This is a genomic window from Arthrobacter sp. 35/47 (assembly GCF_000520475.1).
GTDB lineage: Bacteria > Actinomycetota > Actinomycetes > Actinomycetales > Micrococcaceae > Arthrobacter_D > Arthrobacter_D subterraneus.
The window spans coordinates 63481-82000 of the sequence record NZ_KI914581.1; the positions used below are offsets into that span (position 1 = coordinate 63481).

Genomic DNA, 18520 nt, shown 5'->3' on the forward strand with positions numbered 1-18520 from the left:
CCCGCCGGCGCTGACCACCGGAGAGGGTCTTCAGCGGCTGGTTGAGGATGCGCTCGGGCAGGGCGAGATTCGAGGAAATCGCTGCGGCCTCCGCTTCTGCGGCGTACCCGCCGTGCGCCAGGAATTCGCTTTCCAGGCGGTCGTAGCGGCCCATCGCCTTGTCTCGAACCTTCGGGTCCTCGCTGGCCATCTGGTCCTGCGTCTCCCTGAGCTTCCCCACCACAACGTCCAGGTTGCGGGCCGAGAGAATCCGGTCGCGGGCCAGCTGCTCCATGTTGGGCGTCCGGGGGTCCTGCGGCAGGTAGCCGATCTCGCCGGTCCGGGTCACCGAGCCCGCAGCCGGGAGTCCCTCACCGGCGAGAACACGGGTGAGGGTGGTCTTGCCGGCTCCGTTGCGGCCGACGAGTCCGATCTTGTCTCCCCGGTCTACCCGGAAGGACACCTGGTCCATCAGTAGCCGTGCGCCCGCGCGCAGTTCAAGATTCGACACGGTAATCACAGTGACTGGGCCTTTCCCTGTTCCGGCATCATGGGCCGGGCCTCAATATTGTAGGAACCCTACAAAAGCGTTTGGTTCTTTCCGCACTAATCTCGGTAAGTAGCAGCTCACCGTTGTGTAGATCCCACAGAAAGCTTCACGATGCAACAGACCAATCCGGCTCCGCACCCCACACCCGCCGGCACTCCGGCCCGGGCCCGCACGTCCTGGAATGCGACCGACCTGTCGCTGATCGCGGTGTTCGCAGCCGTTGTGGCCGCCAGTGCCATCCTACCCGCTATCCCGGTGGGCCAGGTGGGGGTGCCCATCACCCTGCAGACCCTGGCCATCATGGTGACTGGAATTGTGCTCGGTCCGTGGCGGGCCGGTGCCGCCCTGAGCCTGTATGTGGCCGTGGCCCTGGCCGGGCTGCCGATCTTCAGCCAGTTCCGCGGCGGCATCGGAGTCCTGTTCGGCCCTTCCGCCGGTTACATCATCGCCTTCCCGATCGCCGCGTTCGCAGTGGGTTTCCTCGCGCGCATCGTTTTCCGACGCTTTGACCGCTTCCGCTTCCTTGCCCTCTTTGCAGCCTGCACCGCCACCAGCCTCCTCATTACGCATCCGTTCGGCATTGTCGGCATGATGATCAACGCAAAGCTGGATCTCGCGGCTGCCGTAGCGGCCGACGTCGTCTTCCTTCCCGGGGACATCCTGAAAAATCTGGCAGCGGCCGCGATCGGACTCAGTGTCGTCAAGGCGTTCCCGCGGCTTCAGTCCCGTCCGGCACGCCGGTCCTGATCCGCATGATCCAGTTCGACGGCGCAGCCGTCCAGGCCGAGCATCCGGCAACACGGCAGATCCTTGCCCCGCTGGACCTGTTCCTGGGCGAGAAGCGCATCAGCATCATCGGGGCTAACGGTTCGGGCAAGTCGACCCTGCTCAAGCTGATCAACTCGCTGGTGCTGCCCACCTCGGGGCGCGTGTCAGTGAATGGCCTCGACACTGCGCGGCGCGGTTCCGCCGTGCGCCGCAGCGTGGGGTTCATGTTCACGGACCCGTTGTCCCAGCTCGTCATGCCCACCGGGCGTGAGGACGTCGAGCTTTCCCTGCGCCGACGCCACCGGCACCGGGAAGAACGGCGCGCGGCGGCGGAAAAGGTCCTGGAACGGTTCGGCCTCGCCCATCTGGCGGACCAAAGCGTCTACGATCTCTCCGGAGGTGAACGCCAGCTCCTCGCGCTGGCGGTGGTGCTGGCCTGCGACCCTGTGGTCCTGGTTGCCGATGAACCCACCACCCTCCTGGATCTCCGGAATGAAGCGCGGGTGCGCAGCCTTTTCCGCAGCCTCGACCAGCAGGTCATTTTCACGACCCACTCACTCGAGTTCGCCCGGGAGGCAGAGCGAACCCTGGTGGTGGACTCAGGCAGGATCGTCTTCGACGGCGCGCCCGCCGACGCGGTGGCCGCGTACCGGGAACTCAGCCTCCACGGGGCAGCCGCAGAGGGACGGCGGTGAGGGGACACGCCAGCCTCCTCGGCGCCTACGTTGAGCGGACGTCGGTGCTCCATGCTGCGCCGCTGTGGGCAAAGTTCATCCCGGTGGCAGTGCTCTCGGTCCTGGTGCTCACCCTGTGGTCGCCGTGGGTCACCCTCGGGGCTCTCGGCCTGGTGATCCTCGCCTACCTGGCCGGCGCCCGCCTGACCGTGCGGGAACTGGTCCGGCCGCTCGCCCGGATGTGGCCGCTGATCCTCATTCTCGGCGCTTTCCAGTGGTTCAACGCCGGCCCCCTGACCGCGTTCATCGTGGTGGGGAACATCGTAGTGTGTGTCCTTGCCGCCCTGCTGGTGACCCTCACAACCGAGAGCCAGCGGCTCCTCGACGGCCTGGTGCTGCTGGCCCACCCGCTGAAGCGGTTCGGTGCGGATCCTGAACGTTTCGGACTGACCGTCGCACTGATGCTCCGCAGCATTCCCTACCTGGTCGGTGCGGCAGAGGATTCCCGGGACGCCGCCAGGGCGCGCGGCCTGGAGCGCAGTCCGCGTGCGCTGATCCTTCCGGTCTTCATCGGTGCGGTGGCCTATGCCCAGCAGACGGGCGAGGCACTGGCGGCGCGCGGACTCGCCGACCCGGAACACGACGACGACGGCGCACTCCCCGGTGACGCGCCGGATGCCGGTGACGCGCCGGATGCCTTCCGGGGCTAATTGCCCGGCCGCAGTTGCCCGGCCGCAGTTGTCCGACAGGATCCTCCCGCAGGGGGAAGCGGGGAGCCGCTGCAGAACCGTCCAACCGGAGCGTCAGCCCTACCGGAGCGTCAGCGGCCGGAAGGCCGCGGCCGTACCCACGCCGCCCGCAGCGCTGACCGCCGCGACGGACCAGCCGACGCCGTCCGGCCTGCCGCCCGGGACTGATACGCGGCGGAGGAGGTTGGCCACGAGCATGGCGCCGGACGCTCCGTACGGGTGGCCGTAGGCCAATGCTCCGCCGTGCAGGTTGAGCTTCTCGGGAGCGATGCCGATGAGCTGGGCAGAGGCGAGAACCTGTGCGGCGAACGCCTCGTTGTATTCCCAGCCGGTGATGTTGCCGGGGCTCAGCTGCAGCCCTCCGAGGAGTTTCCCCACCGCATGCGCCCCGGCGATGCCGAACAGTGCGGGCTCGCTGCCCGCGCTGGCTGAACCGTGGAACTCCAGAACCCGGGTGAAGCCCGCAGCGGCGGCCCTTTCAGTACTGGTGACGAGGGCCACCACCGCGCCGTCCGCGTCGGCGCAGGAGTTGCCCGCCGTGACGGTTCCATCTGCGCGGAAGGCCGGCGGGAAACGGCCGAGCAGTTGGGCTGACATGCCGCGGCGCCCGGTCTGGTCCGTTCCGCATCCGTTCACGGGAACTATCTCCGCTGCCATCAGCTCCCGTGCGGCCGCCGTGCGGCTGTGGCTGCGCAGGGCAAACGCGTCCTGCTCCGGGCGCCCGATACCGAAGGCGGCGGCAACATTTTCGGCCGCCTCACCGGCGTCGGGATCGCCGTGGGAGTCCGGAGCGAACCTCGCGCGCGTATAGAAGTCCGGGGCATCCGGCACGGAGGTCAACCGGTGTGCCCGCAGCGGTGCCGTGCTGCAGCTCTCCGCTCCCCCGGCCAGATACCAGGCGCCGGCCCCCGACTCCACCAGCCGGCAGGCATGCACGATGGCGTCCAGGCCTGAGGCGCACTGCCGGTCGAGGGTGATGCCGGGCACCGTTGCCGGGAGGCCCGCAGTGAGTGCGGCCAGCCGTGCGACATTGCCTCCGCCCCCGGCGGCGTTGCCGATGATGACGTCATCAATCTCCCCGGCCGGCAGCTCCGCATCCCGCAGGACGGCGGCCAGCACACCCGCAAGGAGATCGTGGACCTCAACCGTTGCGAAGGCGCCACGCAGGCGGCCGAACGGGGTACGCCGGCAGAGCACCACCGCCGGCCGCCTGCCGGGCGGACGTTCATCGGGCGGGAAGTTCATGCACCTCACCTCCCGTGCGCACCATCGCCTCCAGAGCCGCGCGGTCGGGCTTCCCGGCCGGTGTCAGCGGCAGGCGCACTGTGCGGTACATCCGGCGCGGAACCTTCGGCGGAGGCAGCTGTTTCTTCAGGAACGAGCGGAGCCGGGGCACATCAAGGTCGGTTCCCGGCGGGGTTTCGATGACAGCAGCGAGCGTGGCGCCCCGCCGTGGATCGGGGATACCCACCACGACGGACGCCGGGTAGCCCGCTCCCGCCAGAACGGCTTCCACCTCGGACGGATAGACGTTGGTGCCGGCCACCACCACCATGTCTCCATGCCTGCCCGTCAGGTGCAGGGCGCCGTCGTCGTCGATCCAGCCCGTGTCCTGAACGGTGACCCAATCCCCGTGCCGCTGGAAGGAGCGGCCGTCGTCGCCGAGCAGATAACCCTCGATCGCGGTGTCCGTGCGTACGTGGATTGTCCCTTCCTCACCGGGCCCAGCTGTCCTGCCATCCGCGTGCACCCGGATCTGAACCCCGGCAAAGGGGTGCCCGACGTCGCTCCCGGCAGAGCCGTCGACCCGCCGGACCGTCACGATGCTGAGCTCCGATGCGCCGTAGTACTCGAAGACGCGGGCAGCCGGTGCGGCCCGCAGCACCATGCCGGCTTCCGCCGCTGACAGCCGGGAACCTCCGGAGACTACCGTGCGCAGGTGCGGCAGGGCGGTCTCGGCGCGTTCCAGCGCAAGGCGCAGGGCGGACGGCACGCCGACGAGGTGTTCGATGTGTCCGGACCGGAGAATCTCCAAGAACGCGGCCCGCCCCGCAACAGCTTCCGGAGCGGGTGCGTAAAACGTGGCGCCGGCGTAGAGGCATTCGGCCAGCGCGTAGAGGCTCAGGCTTGCTGCCAGCGGTCCGGGTGCGAAGACGCGCAGGCCCGGCGTGACCCCGAACCAGTCGACGCTGCGCTCCAGCGAGCGTGACCAGGAGCCGACGGTACGGACAAAGCCCTTCGGCATGCCCGATGTCCCGGAGGTGAAGCCGCAGTAGAAACGCGCGTCGGGCGGAGGGTCCGCGAGCTGGGATGGACGGGAAGCCTCCGGGCAGAGCTCCCCCGCGAGAACGGCATCAGGCCCGAGACCCTCGAGGACCTCGGCCAGCTGCGCCGCGGGCCAGACGGGGTCCAGCACGGCCGCGCAGCGGCCCTGGCCTACCACCGCGGTGAACGCGACTGCGAAATCCACGGGGTCCTCGAACTGCATGGCGATCATGCCGCCTGCGGGCAGTTCACTGCGGGATGCCCGGGCAGCCAGCTCACCGTAGGTCAGTTCCCGGTCACCGGCGACGACGGCGGCACGCTCCGGTGATGTGCGTGCCCAGTGGAGCAGGCGGTTGATGAAGGGCATGGGCCAGGGAAGCTCCCTCTTATCGCGGTACCCCTCACGCTAGTACATTGGTGCGCAGAATCGGCACCTGCGAAGGCGCCGGGGTTTGTCCCGGCGCGTACCGGACGGAGTACCCATGGCAGCTCAGGTGGAAATTGTTCAGGGCGACATCACCACCGAGGATGTCGACGCCGTCGTCAATGCGGCCAATTCATCGCTGCTGGGCGGCGGCGGGGTGGACGGCGCCATCCATTCGGCTGCCGGGCCGGATCTTCTTGAGGCCTGCCGCACGGTCCGGCGAGAGTTCCTTCCGGACGGGCTGCCGGTGGGGCAGGCGGTTGCGACACCGGGTTTTCGGCTGCAGGCCCGGTGGGTGATCCATACGGTGGGACCGAACCGTCATGCCGGCCAGACGGACCCGGCGCTGCTGGAGTCCTGTTTCCGGCGCAGCCTGGCGCTCGCCGCGGACCTTGAAGCGGAGTCCGTCGCTTTTCCTGCCATCAGCGCGGGCATTTACGGCTGGGAGCCGGAAGAGGTGGCCCGGATCGCACTTCGGACCGTCTCGGATTACGACGGCGGCGTCCGGCTGGTCCGCTTCGTCCTGTTCTCCGACAGAATGGCTGAGATCTTCCGGCGGGCGCGCCCCTGAACCCGCACGCTGTTGAACGCGCGGCCGTTAAACGGCATCGGGTCAGCTGAGGCGACTTGATTTCGCGAGAAACCAGTCCCCTCAGCTGACCCGGGTGCCGGACAGGCTGCTGCTAGATGTTGAACCCGAGGGCACGCATCTGGTCGCGGCCGTCCTCGGTGATGCGCTCGGGGCCCCACGGCGGCATCCATACCCAGTTGAGCCGCCAGTCATCGACGACTCCGTCAAGAGCCTGCCCGACCTGCTCCTCGATGACGTCGGTGAGCGGGCAGGCGGCGGTGGTGAGGGTCATATCGATCAGCAGGGCGCCGTCGTCGGCGTATTTCAGGCCGTACAGCAGGCCCAGGTCGACGATGTTCACGCCGAGCTCGGGATCGATGACGTCCTTCAGCGACTCTTCGACATCCTCAAGGGACGTCTGTGCTGCATTCACATCGCTCATGTGCAGGAGCCTTTCTCTTTCAGGATCCGGGAATCAGGCGCCGGCAGTTGCGGAGCCGGGAACCAGGAAGCGGTCGTAGCCCTCTTCCTCAAGGCGGTCGGCGAGTTCGGGGCCACCCTCCTCGGCAATCCGTCCGTCGACGAATACGTGCACGAAATCAGGCTTGATGTACCGGAGGATGCGCGTGTAGTGGGTGATGAGCAGCGTGCCCATGTTGCCCTTGCCGTGCTCGCGGTTGACCCCTTCAGAGACAACCTTGAGCGCATCAACGTCGAGACCCGAGTCGGTCTCGTCCAGGATGGCGAAGCGCGGCTTGAACAGTTCCAGCTGGAGGATCTCCACGCGCTTCTTCTCGCCGCCGGAGAACCCCTCGTTCACGTTGCGCTGTGCGAAGTCTGCGTCGATGCGCAGCTGCGTCATTGCCTCCTTGACGTCCTTGGTCCAGTGCCGGAGGCTCGGAGCCTTGCCGTCCAGCGCCGTCTTGGCGGTGCGCAGGAAGTTTGTCATGGTGACGCCGGGAACCTCGACCGGGTACTGCATGGCCAGGAAGAGGCCGGCCCGGGCGCGCTCGTCGACGCTCATCTCCAGAACGTCCTCGCCGTCCAGGGTGATGGAGCCGCTGTCAACGATGTATCGGGGATGCCCGGCGATGGTCGACGCGAGGGTCGACTTGCCGGATCCGTTGGGACCCATGATGGCGTGGGTCTCACCGGTGTTGATGGTCAGCGTGACGCCCTTGAGGATGGGGACGTTGCCCTGCTCAGTGTTGATGCTGACGTGCAGGTCCTTGATTTCAAGAGTGGACATCTGTGGTTCTCCTTTGCATCCTGCTCCAGCAGGATCGCTCAAATGTTCGAAAAGTTGGGGCTTCGGACTGGTTCAGCCGCGGTCGGGAACCGGCGCGGAGTTGGTCACCGTGGTGATGTCCACGTAGACCTCGTCGCCGACTATCTCGAGCGCGAACACCGGAACCGGTTCGTAGGCGGGAAGCTGGAGCGGCATGCCGCTGCGCAGATCGAACTGGGAACCGTGCCCCCAGCATTCGATCCTGCACCCCTCGACGTCACCCTCCGAGAGGGAAATGTCGGCGTGGGAGCAGGTATCCCCGATGGCGTGGATACCGCCGTCGGAGTCCTTCACGATCGCAACGGGATAGTCATCGATCAGGATCCGCAGAGCCTGCTTGACCTGGATGTCATTCACGTTGCAGACCAGCTCGCCCTGCGGCATGCCGTTCGGTGATGCTTCGCCCATCAGAGGTTTCCTGCGGCCAGCTCGCGCTCCACTGCTTCAGTGAGGCGCTCCTCCAGAACCGGAACCTTGATCTGCTGGATGACCTCGTTGAGGAATCCACGCACCACCAGCCGGCGAGCGGTCTTCTCATCGATCCCGCGGGCCATCAGGTAGAACAGGTGCTCGTCATCGAAGCGGCCGGTGGCGCTGGCATGTCCGGCGCCTTCGATCTGTCCGGTTTCGATTTCGAGGTTGGGCACCGAGTCGGAGCGAGCTCCGTCGGTGAGCACCAGGTTGCGGTTGACCTCGTAGGTGTCGGTGCCTTCGGCTTCCTTGCGGATCAGGACGTCGCCGACCCACACGGTATGCGCGCCCTGGCCCTGCAGCGCGCCCTTGTAGGTCACGCGGGACTTGCAGTTCGGAACGGCATGGTCAACGAGCAGCCGCTGCTCGAGATGCTGCCCGGCATCCGCGAAGTAAAGACCGTACATCTCCACCTCCGCGCCGGGGGCGGTGAAGAACGACGACGGCGTGAGACGCACGAGGTCGCCGCCGAGGCTGACCACAACATGCTTGAAGCGCGCGTCGCGGCCGATCTTTGCCTGCTGGGAGGAGACGTGAACGGCGTCGTCGTCCCATTCCTGGACGCTGACGACGGTGAGTTCAGCGCCGTCGCCAACCAGGATCTCGACGTTCTGTGCCAGCACGGCGCTGCCCTGGTGGTCAAGAACCACCACTGCCCGAGAGAACCGGCGCGCGTCGATGATGATGTGCTGCGCCGCTGCGGCGCTGTCGGTGCCGCGCACGCTGACGGTCACTTCGCAGTCAGCGACCGTCTCTTCAGGAATGGTGATGACGGTGGCGGCGGTCACTGCTTCCCAGGCCGCGGCCGACACCCTGTCCTCGGGGACAGCGGCGCAACCGAAGCGGGCATCGTCCCGGCCGACAGTCTCAACCTGGATATTGGATGCGCCGGTCACCGTGACCGCCGGGGCCTGACCGGACAACGGCTCGCTGTGCAGTCCGCGGAGACGCTTGAGCGGAGTGAACCGCCAGTCCTCCTCGCGGCCGGTCAGCGGGGCGAAATCGGCCAGACGGTAGGACTTGAGGCGCTCGCCGCGCGAGGCCTCCGGCACCACAGGCTCATCGCCGTGGCTGTGCCGCCGTGCACCGTGCTGTTCCGTTCCGGTGTTCAGCGGGGAAAGGTTTTCGCCCTCCTCGGTGAAACCGTCAATGGCTACCTTCTCCTCATCGGAGGGCGCTCCGACGCGAGCCTTTTCGTCGGTCAGTCCGGGGCTCAATTGTGAAGTTTCGGCCATCAGCCTACGGCTCCTTCCATCTGGAGTTCGATCAAGCGGTTGAGTTCGAGGGCATACTCCATTGGGAGCTCCCGGGCGATCGGCTCGATGAATCCGCGGACGATCATCGCCATCGCCTCATCCTCGGGCATGCCGCGGGACATCAGGTAGAACAGCTGTTCCTCACTGACGCGGGAGACCGTAGCCTCGTGGCCCATGGTCACGTCATCTTCACGGATGTCCACGTACGGGTACGTGTCCGAACGGGAGATCGAATCGACAAGAAGGGCGTCGCAGCGGACCGTGTTCGCCGAGTGCGAGGCGCCTTCCCGGATTTGGACGAGCCCCCGGTACGCCGCGCGTCCGCCGCCGCGGGCAACCGACTTGGAGATGATCGAGGACTTGGTGTTCGGTGCGATGTGCACCATCTTGGAACCGGTGTCCTGGTGCTGGCCTTCACCCGCAAAGGCGATCGACAGGGTCTCGCCCTTGGCATGCTCGCCGACCAGGTAGACAGCCGGGTACTTCATGGTGACCTTGGAACCGATGTTGCCGTCGATCCACTCCATGGTGGCGCCCTCGTGTGCGATGGCGCGCTTGGTCACCAGGTTGTACACGTTGTTGGACCAGTTCTGGATGGTCGTGTAGCGGACGCGGGCACCCTTTTTGGCGATGATTTCGACGACGGCGGAGTGCAGGGAGTCCGACGTGTAGATCGGGGCGGTGCAGCCCTCGATGTAGTGCACGTAGGAGTCCTCGTCGGCGATGATCAGCGTGCGCTCAAACTGGCCCATGTTCTCGGTGTTGATCCGGAAGTACGCCTGCAGCGGGATCTCCACGTGTACTCCCGGGGGGACATACACGAACGATCCGCCGGACCACACCGCGGTGTTCAGCGACGCGAACTTGTTGTCTCCGACCGGAATGACCGATCCGAAGTACTCCTCGAAGAACTCCGGGTGCTCGCGCAGTGCCGTATCGGTGTCCATGAAGATGACACCCTGGCGCTCGAGTTCCTCGTTGATCTGGTGATAGACAACCTCGGACTCGTACTGCGCTGCGACGCCCGAGACGAGGCGGTTGCGCTCAGCTTCGGGGATACCGAGCTTCTCGTAGGTGTTCTTGATGTCCTCGGGAAGTTCTTCCCAGCTGCCCGCCTGCTTCTCGGTGGACCGGACGAAGTACTTGATGTTGTCGAAGTCGATCCCCGAGAGGTCCGCACCCCAGGTCGGCATGGGCTTGCGGTCAAAGTACTTCAGGCCCTTGAGCCGCATATCGAGCATCCACTGGGGCTCGCTCTTCTTTGAGGAAATGTCGCGGACAACTTCCTCGTCGAGACCACGCTTGGCGTTGGCGCCGACATCATTCTTGTCGGACCAGCCGTACTCGTAGGTGCCGATACCGTGGAGTTCGGGGTTCCTCTCGAGGATGTCGCTGATCACTGAAGCGGGCACGGCGTCGGGAACCAATGCCTTCTGATCTGTCTGATCCGTCATCACGGCCTTCCTTGCTGATGGTTGGAGACGAAAGTTGCGTACGTTTGCGGAGCCGGGGGGACGGCGTCCGTGTTTGGAGCGGCTCCGGGTGCTGCGCGCGCCACCCTGCCGATCGGTATATGGGTGGTGCACACGTGCCCGCCGCTTGCCAGGGTGGAGAGCCTGCGCACGTCCACGCCGAGCAGCCTGGCGAAAACCCCGGTCTCCTGCTCACAGAAATCCGGAAATTCCGCTGCGAGCTCCTGGATGGGGCAGTGTCCCTGGCAGAGCTGCACGCTCAGCATTGCTGCATTGGGTGCGTTGCGGCCGATCTCCCTGGTGGAACCGACAAAGCCGTCAAGGCTCAGCGCTTCGGCCAATGCCGCTGCCCGGTCCTCCAGCCGCTCGCCCGCGGACTCGATGATGGGGCGGTACCGCTCCTCCATGTCGGCGAACCTGCCCGCTGCAAACTGGCGGACGGCGTCGGGCCCTGCCACTTCGCGCAGCTGCCCCAGGGCGGCCTGGGCAATGTGGAGGTAGTCGTTGCCGAGGCGCGTCTGTCCGCGCTGGCTGAGTACATAACGCCGGGCCGGGCGTCCGGCCCCGGGAGACGGGCTGCCGATGCCCTTGACTTCGATCAGTCCGTCACGGGACAGGGCGTCGAGGTGACGCCGGACAGCCGCGGGCGTATAGCCGAGCAGATCGCCCAGTTCAGCCGCACTCACGGGCCCGTGTTCCAGCACGGCGGCGAGCACCTTGTCCCTGGTCCGCTCATCGACTACGCGTGGATACTCGGCGTCGTCGGTCCCCTCGTAGGGGGTGTGTGCCCTGGTCTGCCCGGGCGCAACGGGATGGGACATCGCGGGGCCTCCTTCAGGGTACGCGGGGAACCGGCCGCAAAGTGGACGGCCAATTAAGACAACATAACCGTGACTTAATCTATTCCACATTGCCTGCCGCTTCCAGTAAGGCGAGGCTACCCATCGGGTGCCCGGCGGGCAGGCACAACGGGCTACTACCTAGCGTAGAATTATTCGGTGCCTTCCTCCTCCCCTGCCGTCGAAGTGTGCGGGCTCGTCAAGGACTTCGGGCCCGTGTCCTCACTGGACGGAAAAATGGTCCGGGTGCTCGACGGCGTGAGTCTGCGGGCGGAGACCGGCCGCGTCACCGCGCTGCTGGGAGCCAACGGAGCGGGCAAAACCACTACTCTGGAGTGCGCCCAGGGCCTGCAGAAGCCCAGCGGCGGCAGCGTCCGCCTGCTCGGGCAGGATCCCTGGCGCGCAGGCGCCGCACTGCGCAGCCGCGTGGGCATCATGTTGCAGGAAGGCGGCCTGCCCCCGGCGGTTCGTCCCCTTGCCCTCCTGCAGCATGTCGCAGGCATGTACGCAGCGCCCCGGGACGTGCCCGGTCTTGCGGACCGGCTGGGCCTCAATTCCTTTGCCAGGACCCCGGTACGGCGGCTCTCGGGAGGCCAGAAGCAGCGGCTGGCGCTCGCCTGCGCCCTCGTGGGAAACCCCGAGGTGCTTTTCCTGGACGAGCCCAGTGCGGGGCTCGATCCGCAGTCCCGGAACATCGTGTTCGAGCTGATCAACGAGCTTCGCGCGGAAGGCCTGGCGATCGTCCTGACCACGCACCTGCTCGATGACGCCCAGAAACTCGCTGACTACGTCTACATCATCGACCACGGCCGGTTGGTCCGGCACGGGACAGTCCCGGACCTCACCAGGCATGCTGCCGACGCAGTACGTGAACTGCATTTTGAGGCTGCCGAGCATCTGCGGCTCCCCTCTGCACGCCTGCCCCACCTCACAATCACGGAACCGACCCCCGGCCGGTACCGGGTGAGCGGACCGCTGACGCCGGAAGACCTGGCTGTCCTCGCGGCCTGGTGGGCCGAGGAGCGCATCCTGCCGGCCTCGATCGCTCTGACGTCGCGTTCGCTGGAGGACGTCTTCCTCGACATTTCCGGACGGAACATCCGATGAGCGCAGCCGCCTTGCCCGTGCGCGTCCTCCAGCACGGCCGGTACGAGACCCTCGCGATGCTCCGCAATGGCGAACAGCTTGTCCTCGCGATTGTGCTGCCGCTGCTGGCCCTGAGCGCCATTGCCTTCACTCCCTTCTTCGACGCCTTCGGCGGCCCCCGGCTTGAGACAGGCACACCGGGAGTTATTGCCCTGTGCGTGCTGTCCACGGCCTTCACGGGGCAGGGCATCGCAACCGGCTTCGACCGCCGTTATGGTGTACTCCGCTTCCTCTCCACCACGCCTCTCGGGCGCAGCGGTCTGATTCTGGGCAAGATCCTCGCGGTGGGCGCCGTGCTCTCCCTCCAGCTCGCAGTCATCGGCACGACGGCGGTCCTGCTTGGGTGGCAGCCCCCTCCCGGCGGAATACTTCCCGCACTCGCCATGCTGATTCCCGGGATCGCGGCCTTCACGGCGCTGGGACTGCTGATCGCAGGCACCCTCCGGCCGGAAGCCACGCTCGCGGTCACAAACCTCGTGTGGGTGCTGCTTGCCGCCGTCGGCGGCACCATCATTCCCGGGGACAGACTCCCCGAAGCAATCCAGCCCGTGGTCGCACTGCTGCCGTCGGCAGCCCTCGGGGACGGGCTGCGCGCTGCCCTCGCATCCGGCACCTTCGATCTGTCCTCATTCGCGCTGCTGTGCGGCTGGGCCGCCGTCGCGTCAGTGGCCGCCGTCCGCTGGTTCAAATGGAGTTAGGAACATGACTCAACTCTCCCCCGCCCGCTTCGCTGCGCGGCTGCCCCGGACGGTCACACCGCTGGTCCGCGGCCTGGCGCTCGCCTCCCTGGTCTCCCAGATCCTCATCGTGGTCACCGGAGGCGCGGTGCGGCTCACGGCGTCCGGGCTAGGGTGCCCCGAATGGCCCCGCTGCACGGCCGAATCCATGGTCGCAACCCCCGAGATGGGCATGCACGGTGTCATCGAGTTCGGTAACCGCCTGCTGACGTTCGTCCTCACCGCGATTGCGGTCGCCATGCTCGTCTCGCTCTGGAATATGCGCAGGACCCGTCGCGATCTGTTCATTCCCGCCGTCGTGCTGCTGGCGGGGATCCCGGCGCAGGCTGTGGTGGGAGGAATCACCGTCCTGACCCAGCTCAACCCGTGGGTTGTCGGCTGGCATTTCATCATCTCGATGATTCTCATTGTGGTGGCAACCGTCCTGGTGAACCGGGCCCGGCTCACCGATGCGGAAACCGGGGCGGACACCGAACCCCGCGCGGCACCCCTGCTGCGTCAACTGTTGGTCGCCGCAGCGGGCCTGGTGGCAGCCGCGGTGCTTCTTGGAGTGGTGGTCACGGGGTCCGGGCCGCACGCCGGGGACTCGGGAGCCGCACGGAACAACCTCAACCCGGACCTGATGACCCGGATCCATGCCGCGCCGGTGTACCTGCTGGTGCTGACGGTGGTGCTACTGGTCGTGGCTGCCTACCGGCTCCGCGTTGCGCCGCGGCTGCGCGGTGCGCTGGTGCTGCTGGCCGTCGTTGTGCTTGCCCAGGGCGCCGTGGGCTATCTGCAGCACTTCCTCCACCTGCCGGTGGCCCTGGTCGCGCTGCACATGCTGGGGGCGTCCCTGCTGACCGCCGCGACGGCACATGCGGTCTACGTGGGTTTCACCCGGCGGCGGGCGGACCAGGCCTAGCCTGTCGGAAGCGGGTCAGCGCAGAACGCCGTCCTCGACGTCGTCGAACGCTTCCGCGAGCCGGGCGAGGTCGCGCTGTTCACTGCCTGCGATCGGTAGCAGCGGATGGCGCGGATCGCCTGCATCAATCCCGCAGGCCCGGCCCAGGGCGTGCAGACCGCTGAGCTTCCGAAGCCGGTGCACGGCCTGCACCACCGGAACCAGCCGGGAGCGTTCGGCCGAGATCCGGGCGGCGTCGCCGTCGAGCACTGCGGCCCGGAAGGCCACGTAACTGGCAGGCAGGAGCGCGGCGAGTCCGGTGTGCCAGGCATCAGCGGCAACCTCACCGGTCGCAAGCAGCGGGTCGGAACTCGCGCCGTGGCTGATCGGCCGGTCGAGTACCTCCCGCAGCCGGGCGGCGCGTTCGGCGAACTCCGCCGGGGTTGCAGCGGTGTCCTTGAACGCCACCAGGGTGGGCACATGTGCCATGCGGGCCACGAGGTCAACGTCGATCGAGAACTGTGTGGTCGACGGATTGTTGTAGAGGCAGATCGGGAGCGTGGTTGCCGCGGCAACCTCCTCCACCAGGACAATGAGCTCATCGTCGGTAAGCGGCAGGTAGGACACCGGGGACAGAACCACGCCGTCCGCCCCAACCTGTTCGGCGGCACGCGCTCCGGCCACCACTTCCCGCGTTGCCACGGCGCTGATTCCGGCCGCTACCGGCACACGGCCGCCGGCGGCCTCCACCGCGTCGGCGAGAACCTGCCTGCGTTCATCCGCATCAAGATAGGCGAAGCTGCCCGAGGACCCCAGCACCGTGATGGAATCGATCCCCGACAGCGCGAGACGGTCGACCAGGAGCTTGAGCTCAGAGGAATTCACCCCGCCGTCTGCGTGGAAGGGTGTCAGAGGGTACGCAACTACTCCAGTGAAGACCATGCCACCATCCTAGGTGGACCGGGCTCCTGCTAGACGGCGAAGATCGCCTGACCGACAAACGGGTCGATAGCCAGCGCCAGGAACAGCACCGTCAGGTAGCTGATGGAACCGTGAAAGACCTTCATGGCGCCCTTGCCGGTCGCCGTGCCCGCCCGGGCCGCTGCGTGCAGTTTGTGGGACTCGAGGAGGAACCATCCTCCACTCAGCAGCGCAGCAATGGTGTAGACCCAGCCTGCACCGCCGACCGGGACAAGGAGAAGCGAGCAGATCACGGTGGCCCACGCATACAGAACCACCTGGACGGAGACGATGCCGGCTCCGGCAATGGCACCGAGCATCGGCACGTTGGCCGCGTTGTAGTCATCGCTGTACTTCATGGACAACGGCCAGTAGTGCGGCGGAGTCCAGAGGAAAATCACGAGGAAGAGCACGATAGCCGGCCATTCGACCGTTTCGGTCACCGCGGCCCAGGCGATGAGTACCGGCATGCAGCCGGCGGCGCCGCCCCACACAATGTTCTGCGCCGTACGGCGCTTCAGAATGAGTGTGTAGACGACAACATAGAAGAAGATGGCCGCCACTCCCAGCCAGGCGGCAAGCGGGTTGGCGCCCAGCCACAGGATTGCGACCGCCGCAACGCCCAGTGCCCACGAGAAAATCAGAGCCTCGCGGGGTGTCACCTCACCGGTCACCAGCGGGCGGTTGAGCGTGCGGTTCATGACCCGGTCGATGTCACGATCGAGGTAGCAATTGAAAGCTCCCGCGCTGCCGGCGGCGAACGCGCCGCCGATCATGGTGGCAAGAACCAGGCCCAGCGGCGGAAAGCCTCCCTGCGCGAAAATCATGGTGGGCAGGGTGGTCACCAGCAGCAGCTCAATCACGCGGGGTTTGGTCAGAGCCAGATAGGCCCGCAGCTTGCGGGAAACGGCGCCGCCGGTCCGGGGCACGCTGGTAGCCACTGCCGCCTGGTCGAAATTCACGTGAGGATGCTCTGCTTCTGAAGTGGGGGCTGAAATCCTTAGCCATCATACCCGCTCGATCCTCCTTTTTTACAGCTCGTAGAAAGTCCGCGGCCTGCGCTCCATCCCGTCAGGACGACGTCGTTCGTGTCGTTGTGTGACCCTTCACAAAGAGTCAGCCCACGCGCATCCGCAGCCGAAAGCGCTAAGGTGGCATGTATCGCCTGGATCACTCCCGCTCCCCGGGACATAGGCAAAAGCCCGGAGGGACCATCCTTCGGAAGCTTTGCCCCCGCCCTGGGGATCTGCGCGGATCCGGTTTGGTCGAAACTCAGCAGTATTCAAGATTTCAACGGTGAACGGCCGGCTGGCCGCGGGGATTTTCGCTTCCGTGGCGCAGTCCCACTCGGCGCCGCGGCGCTGGCCGTGACGTAAAGAGAGGGGCCCGGTGAACGTGCCACAGCTGGAAAATCAGGAACTGGACTGGAACGAACTGGATGAGCGCGCAGTAGACGCAGTACGCGTACTCGCCGCAGACGCCGTCGAGAAGGTGGGTAACGGCCACCCCGGCACGGCGATGAGCCTCGCGCCGGCAGCATACCTTCTGTTCCAGAAGTTCATGCGCCACGATCCGACGGACCCGGAGTGGACCGGCCGCGACCGCTTTGTCCTGTCTCCCGGGCACACCTCGCTCACGCTCTACATCCAGCTCTTCCTTTCCGGCTACGGCCTTGAGCTCGACGACCTGAAGTCGCTGCGCACCTGGGGCTCAAAGACACCCGGGCATCCGGAGTACCGCCACACCGCCGGCGTGGAAATCACCACCGGCCCCCTCGGGCAGGGCCTGGCGTCCTCCGTCGGGTTCGCCTACGCCCAGCGTCGCATGCGCGGACTGCTGGATCCCGAGGCGCCCCAGGGTGAGAGCCCGTTCGACCACACCATCTGGGTGATTGCTTCTGACGGCGACCTTCAGGAAGGCGTCACTTCCGAGGCGTCCTCGCTCGCCGGGCACCAGGAGCTGGGGAACCTCGTAGTGATCTACGACGAGAACCACATCTCCATCGAAGACGACACCGACATCGCCTTCACCGAAGACGTGCTCGGGCGGTATGCCGCCTACGGCTGGCACACGCAGCGGGTCGACTGGACGAAGACGGGCGAGTACGTCGAGGACGTCGCCGAGCTGTACAGTGCGCTCAAGGCCGCGAAGGCAGAGACCTCCCGCCCCTCGATCATCTCCCTGCGCACCATCATCGGCTGGCCCGCGCCGAACAAGCAGAACACCGGCAAGATCCACGGCTCGGCCCTTGGCAAGGACGAGGTCGCAGCCCTGAAGACCACGCTCGGCCTGGATCCGCAGAAGGACTTCCAGATCGACGACGAAGTGCTGGCGCATGCGAGGAAGGTCGTGGAGCGGGGGCAGGACTCCCGCACCTCCTGGGAGGATTCATTCAGCGCCTGGAAGGCCTCGAATCCGGACAGTGCTGCACTTCTCGAGCGCATCTCCGCCCGGGAACTCCCCGAGGGCTGGGAATCAAGCCTGCCTGAGTTCGAGGCGGGCAAGGACATGTCCACCCGCGCCGCATCAGGCAAGGTGCTCAGCGCCATCGGTCCCGTGCTGCCCGAGCTCTGGGGCGGTTCCGCCGACCTCGCCGAATCGAACAACACCACGATCGAGGGCTCCCCGTCGTTCGTCCCGGTAGGCAAGCAGACCGATGCCTGGTCCGGGAACCCTTACGGGCGCGTGCTGCACTTCGGAATCCGTGAGCACGCTGCGGCAGCCATCGTCAACGGCATCGTCATGCACAGCAGCACCCGCGCCTTCTCGGGAACATTCCTGATCTTCAGCGACTACCAGCGGCCCGCCATCCGGCTCGGCGCCCTGATGGGAGTCCCGGCCATCTACGTCTGGACCCACGACTCCATCGGCCTCGGCGAAGACGGCCCCACGCACCAGCCGGTTGAGCAGCTGGCTTCCCTGCGTGCCATCCCGGGACTCGACGTCGTCCGCCCCGGTGACGCAAATGAGGTCGCCGTCGCCTGGCGCACCATCCTTGAGAACACCTCCAACCCCGCCGGAATCGTCCTCACCCGCCAGAACATCCCCACCTGGGAACGCGGAGACGGCGCAGCGTCCGGTGACACCTTCGGCTCGGCCGAGGGAGTGGCGAAGGGCGCCTACGTGCTGGCCGAAGCCCCTGACGGGGAGCCGGACGTCATCCTGATTGCAACCGGCTCGGAAGTCCAGCTTGCCGTTGAGGCACGGTCTGCCCTGCAGAAGGACGGCATCGCTGCACGCGTTGTCTCGCTCCCCTGCCTGGAGTGGTTCAACAAGCAGGACGAGGCCTACCGCGAGTCGGTCCTGCCTTCCGGAATCCGTGCGCGGGTTTCCGTGGAGGCCGGCGTGGCGCAGGGTTGGCGGGAGCTCGTCGGAGACGCCGGCCGTTCCGTCTCGCTGGAACACTTCGGGGCATCGGCAGACTACAAGACCCTCTTCCGAGAGTTCGGCATCACCACCGAAGCCGTCGTGGAAGCCGCTCGCGACTC

The 18520-nt window shown here is 66.6% G+C and carries 19 protein-coding genes; 8 read left to right on the plus strand and 11 right to left on the minus strand.

All coding sequences use genetic code 11. The annotated features are described in order from the left end of the window. Positions 1 to 499 (minus strand): ATP-binding cassette domain-containing protein (locus X803_RS16900; protein ID WP_035777367.1); only part of this gene is annotated, 499 nt, incomplete at its 3' end. Between the two features lie 141 nt (positions 500 to 640). Here X803_RS16900 and X803_RS0100690 point away from each other — a divergent pair. Genes X803_RS0100690 through X803_RS16905 form a run of 3 tightly spaced genes read left to right on the plus strand, consistent with a single transcriptional unit; the run spans position 641 to position 2681 of the window. Beyond that, positions 641 to 1276 (plus strand): biotin transporter BioY, encoded by a 636-nt coding sequence (locus X803_RS0100690; protein ID WP_026543621.1) that lies wholly within the window; start codon positions 641 to 643, stop codon positions 1274 to 1276. A 5-nt stretch (positions 1277 to 1281) separates the two neighbouring features. After that, on the plus strand, positions 1282 to 1992 hold the full coding sequence (locus tag X803_RS0100695; RefSeq protein ID WP_035777368.1) for an energy-coupling factor ABC transporter ATP-binding protein: 711 nt from the start codon (positions 1282 to 1284) through the stop codon (positions 1990 to 1992). Next, positions 1989 to 2681: an energy-coupling factor transporter transmembrane component T family protein gene (locus tag X803_RS16905; RefSeq protein ID WP_051470318.1), complete on the plus strand. Its 693-nt coding sequence runs from the start codon at positions 1989 to 1991 to the stop codon at positions 2679 to 2681. Before X803_RS0100695 ends, X803_RS16905 begins: the two co-directional genes overlap by 4 nt. Before the next feature lie 99 nt (positions 2682 to 2780). Here X803_RS16905 and X803_RS0100705 read toward each other — a convergent pair whose 3' ends face one another. Both X803_RS0100705 and X803_RS16910 read right to left on the minus strand, forming a co-directional pair. Next, entirely contained in the window at positions 2781 to 3965 is a 1185-nt protein-coding gene (locus tag X803_RS0100705) for a thiolase family protein (RefSeq protein WP_026543623.1), read from the minus strand. Then, on the minus strand, positions 3946 to 5352 hold the full coding sequence (locus X803_RS16910) for a class I adenylate-forming enzyme family protein (RefSeq protein ID WP_051470320.1): 1407 nt from the start codon (positions 5350 to 5352) through the stop codon (positions 3946 to 3948). The genes X803_RS0100705 and X803_RS16910 overlap by 20 nt, the downstream gene beginning before the upstream one ends. Before the next feature lie 115 nt (positions 5353 to 5467). Between X803_RS16910 and X803_RS0100715 the strand changes: the two genes are divergently transcribed. After that, positions 5468 to 5980: an O-acetyl-ADP-ribose deacetylase gene (locus tag X803_RS0100715; RefSeq protein WP_026543624.1), complete on the plus strand. Its 513-nt coding sequence runs from the start codon at positions 5468 to 5470 to the stop codon at positions 5978 to 5980. A 112-nt stretch (positions 5981 to 6092) separates the two neighbouring features. Here the strand turns inward: X803_RS0100715 and X803_RS0100720 are convergent, their stop codons facing one another. From X803_RS0100720 to X803_RS16915, 6 genes are all read right to left on the minus strand, one after another. Then, complete coding sequence (locus tag X803_RS0100720) at positions 6093 to 6422, minus strand: metal-sulfur cluster assembly factor (protein ID WP_026543625.1); 330 nt, start codon at positions 6420 to 6422, stop codon at positions 6093 to 6095. Between the two features lie 33 nt (positions 6423 to 6455). Further along, positions 6456 to 7229 carry a Fe-S cluster assembly ATPase SufC gene (gene sufC / locus X803_RS0100725; RefSeq protein WP_026543626.1) on the minus strand — a complete coding sequence of 258 codons (774 nt, stop codon included), beginning with the start codon at positions 7227 to 7229 and terminating at the stop codon, positions 6456 to 6458. 72 nt (positions 7230 to 7301) lie between these two features. Continuing rightward, positions 7302 to 7676, minus strand: coding sequence for a non-heme iron oxygenase ferredoxin subunit (locus tag X803_RS0100730; RefSeq protein WP_026543627.1), 375 nt, complete (start codon positions 7674 to 7676; stop codon positions 7302 to 7304). Continuing rightward, a complete protein-coding gene (gene sufD / locus X803_RS0100735) occupies positions 7676 to 8974 on the minus strand; it encodes a Fe-S cluster assembly protein SufD (protein WP_026543628.1) in 1299 nt (432 codons plus the stop codon). Before sufD ends, X803_RS0100730 begins: the two co-directional genes overlap by 1 nt. Next, the gene (gene sufB, locus X803_RS0100740; RefSeq protein WP_026543629.1) at positions 8974 to 10449 is read right to left on the minus strand and encodes a Fe-S cluster assembly protein SufB; all 1476 of its coding nucleotides are present in this window, start codon (positions 10447 to 10449) and stop codon (positions 8974 to 8976) included. The genes sufD and sufB overlap by 1 nt, the downstream gene beginning before the upstream one ends. Beyond that, the gene (locus X803_RS16915) at positions 10449 to 11288 is read right to left on the minus strand and encodes a helix-turn-helix transcriptional regulator (RefSeq protein WP_084033235.1); all 840 of its coding nucleotides are present in this window, start codon (positions 11286 to 11288) and stop codon (positions 10449 to 10451) included. The genes sufB and X803_RS16915 overlap by 1 nt, the downstream gene beginning before the upstream one ends. Positions 11289 to 11465: 177 nt before the next feature. On the opposite strand from X803_RS16915, the gene X803_RS0100750 reads away from it, so the two are divergent. Genes X803_RS0100750 through X803_RS16920 form a run of 3 tightly spaced genes read left to right on the plus strand, consistent with a single transcriptional unit; the run spans position 11466 to position 14093 of the window. Further along, positions 11466 to 12413, plus strand: a complete 948-nt coding sequence (locus X803_RS0100750) for an ABC transporter ATP-binding protein (protein WP_026543630.1) — start codon at positions 11466 to 11468, stop codon at positions 12411 to 12413. Then, positions 12410 to 13150, plus strand: coding sequence for an ABC transporter permease (locus X803_RS0100755; protein WP_026543631.1), 741 nt, complete (start codon positions 12410 to 12412; stop codon positions 13148 to 13150). The genes X803_RS0100750 and X803_RS0100755 overlap by 4 nt, the downstream gene beginning before the upstream one ends. A 4-nt stretch (positions 13151 to 13154) precedes the next feature. After that, positions 13155 to 14093: a COX15/CtaA family protein gene (locus tag X803_RS16920; RefSeq protein WP_051470322.1), complete on the plus strand. Its 939-nt coding sequence runs from the start codon at positions 13155 to 13157 to the stop codon at positions 14091 to 14093. 15 nt (positions 14094 to 14108) lie between these two features. Here X803_RS16920 and X803_RS0100765 read toward each other — a convergent pair whose 3' ends face one another. Both X803_RS0100765 and X803_RS0100770 read right to left on the minus strand, forming a co-directional pair. Continuing rightward, on the minus strand, positions 14109 to 15014 hold the full coding sequence (locus tag X803_RS0100765; RefSeq protein WP_026543632.1) for a dihydrodipicolinate synthase family protein: 906 nt from the start codon (positions 15012 to 15014) through the stop codon (positions 14109 to 14111). 29 nt (positions 15015 to 15043) lie between these two features. Next, the gene (locus tag X803_RS0100770; protein ID WP_051470323.1) at positions 15044 to 15994 is read right to left on the minus strand and encodes a heme o synthase; all 951 of its coding nucleotides are present in this window, start codon (positions 15992 to 15994) and stop codon (positions 15044 to 15046) included. A 427-nt stretch (positions 15995 to 16421) separates the two neighbouring features. Between X803_RS0100770 and tkt the strand changes: the two genes are divergently transcribed. Then, on the plus strand, positions 16422 to 18520 hold a 2099-nt coding region (tkt, locus tag X803_RS0100775; RefSeq protein WP_253907360.1), incomplete at its 3' end, for a transketolase.

Excerpts from the sequence above, each read along its gene's own strand:
- X803_RS0100690 (WP_026543621.1), top strand. The coding sequence starts at position 641 with ATGCAACAGACCAATCCGGCTCCGCACCCCACACCCGCCGGCACTCCG.
- X803_RS0100695 (WP_035777368.1), top strand. The coding sequence starts at position 1,282 with ATGATCCAGTTCGACGGCGCAGCCGTCCAGGCCGAGCATCCGGCAACA.
- X803_RS0100705 (WP_026543623.1), bottom strand. The coding sequence starts at position 3,965 with ATGAACTTCCCGCCCGATGAACGTCCGCCCGGCAGGCGGCCGGCGGTG.
- X803_RS16910 (WP_051470320.1), bottom strand. The coding sequence starts at position 5,352 with ATGCCCTTCATCAACCGCCTGCTCCACTGGGCACGCACATCACCGGAG.
- X803_RS0100715 (WP_026543624.1), top strand. The coding sequence starts at position 5,468 with ATGGCAGCTCAGGTGGAAATTGTTCAGGGCGACATCACCACCGAGGAT.
- X803_RS0100720 (WP_026543625.1), bottom strand. The coding sequence starts at position 6,422 with ATGAGCGATGTGAATGCAGCACAGACGTCCCTTGAGGATGTCGAAGAG.
- sufC (WP_026543626.1), bottom strand. The coding sequence starts at position 7,229 with ATGTCCACTCTTGAAATCAAGGACCTGCACGTCAGCATCAACACTGAG.
- X803_RS0100730 (WP_026543627.1), bottom strand. The coding sequence starts at position 7,676 with ATGGGCGAAGCATCACCGAACGGCATGCCGCAGGGCGAGCTGGTCTGC.
- sufD (WP_026543628.1), bottom strand. The coding sequence starts at position 8,974 with ATGGCCGAAACTTCACAATTGAGCCCCGGACTGACCGACGAAAAGGCT.
- sufB (WP_026543629.1), bottom strand. The coding sequence starts at position 10,449 with ATGACGGATCAGACAGATCAGAAGGCATTGGTTCCCGACGCCGTGCCC.
- X803_RS16915 (WP_084033235.1), bottom strand. The coding sequence starts at position 11,288 with ATGTCCCATCCCGTTGCGCCCGGGCAGACCAGGGCACACACCCCCTAC.
- X803_RS0100755 (WP_026543631.1), top strand. The coding sequence starts at position 12,410 with ATGAGCGCAGCCGCCTTGCCCGTGCGCGTCCTCCAGCACGGCCGGTAC.
- X803_RS16920 (WP_051470322.1), top strand. The coding sequence starts at position 13,155 with ATGACTCAACTCTCCCCCGCCCGCTTCGCTGCGCGGCTGCCCCGGACG.
- X803_RS0100765 (WP_026543632.1), bottom strand. The coding sequence starts at position 15,014 with ATGGTCTTCACTGGAGTAGTTGCGTACCCTCTGACACCCTTCCACGCA.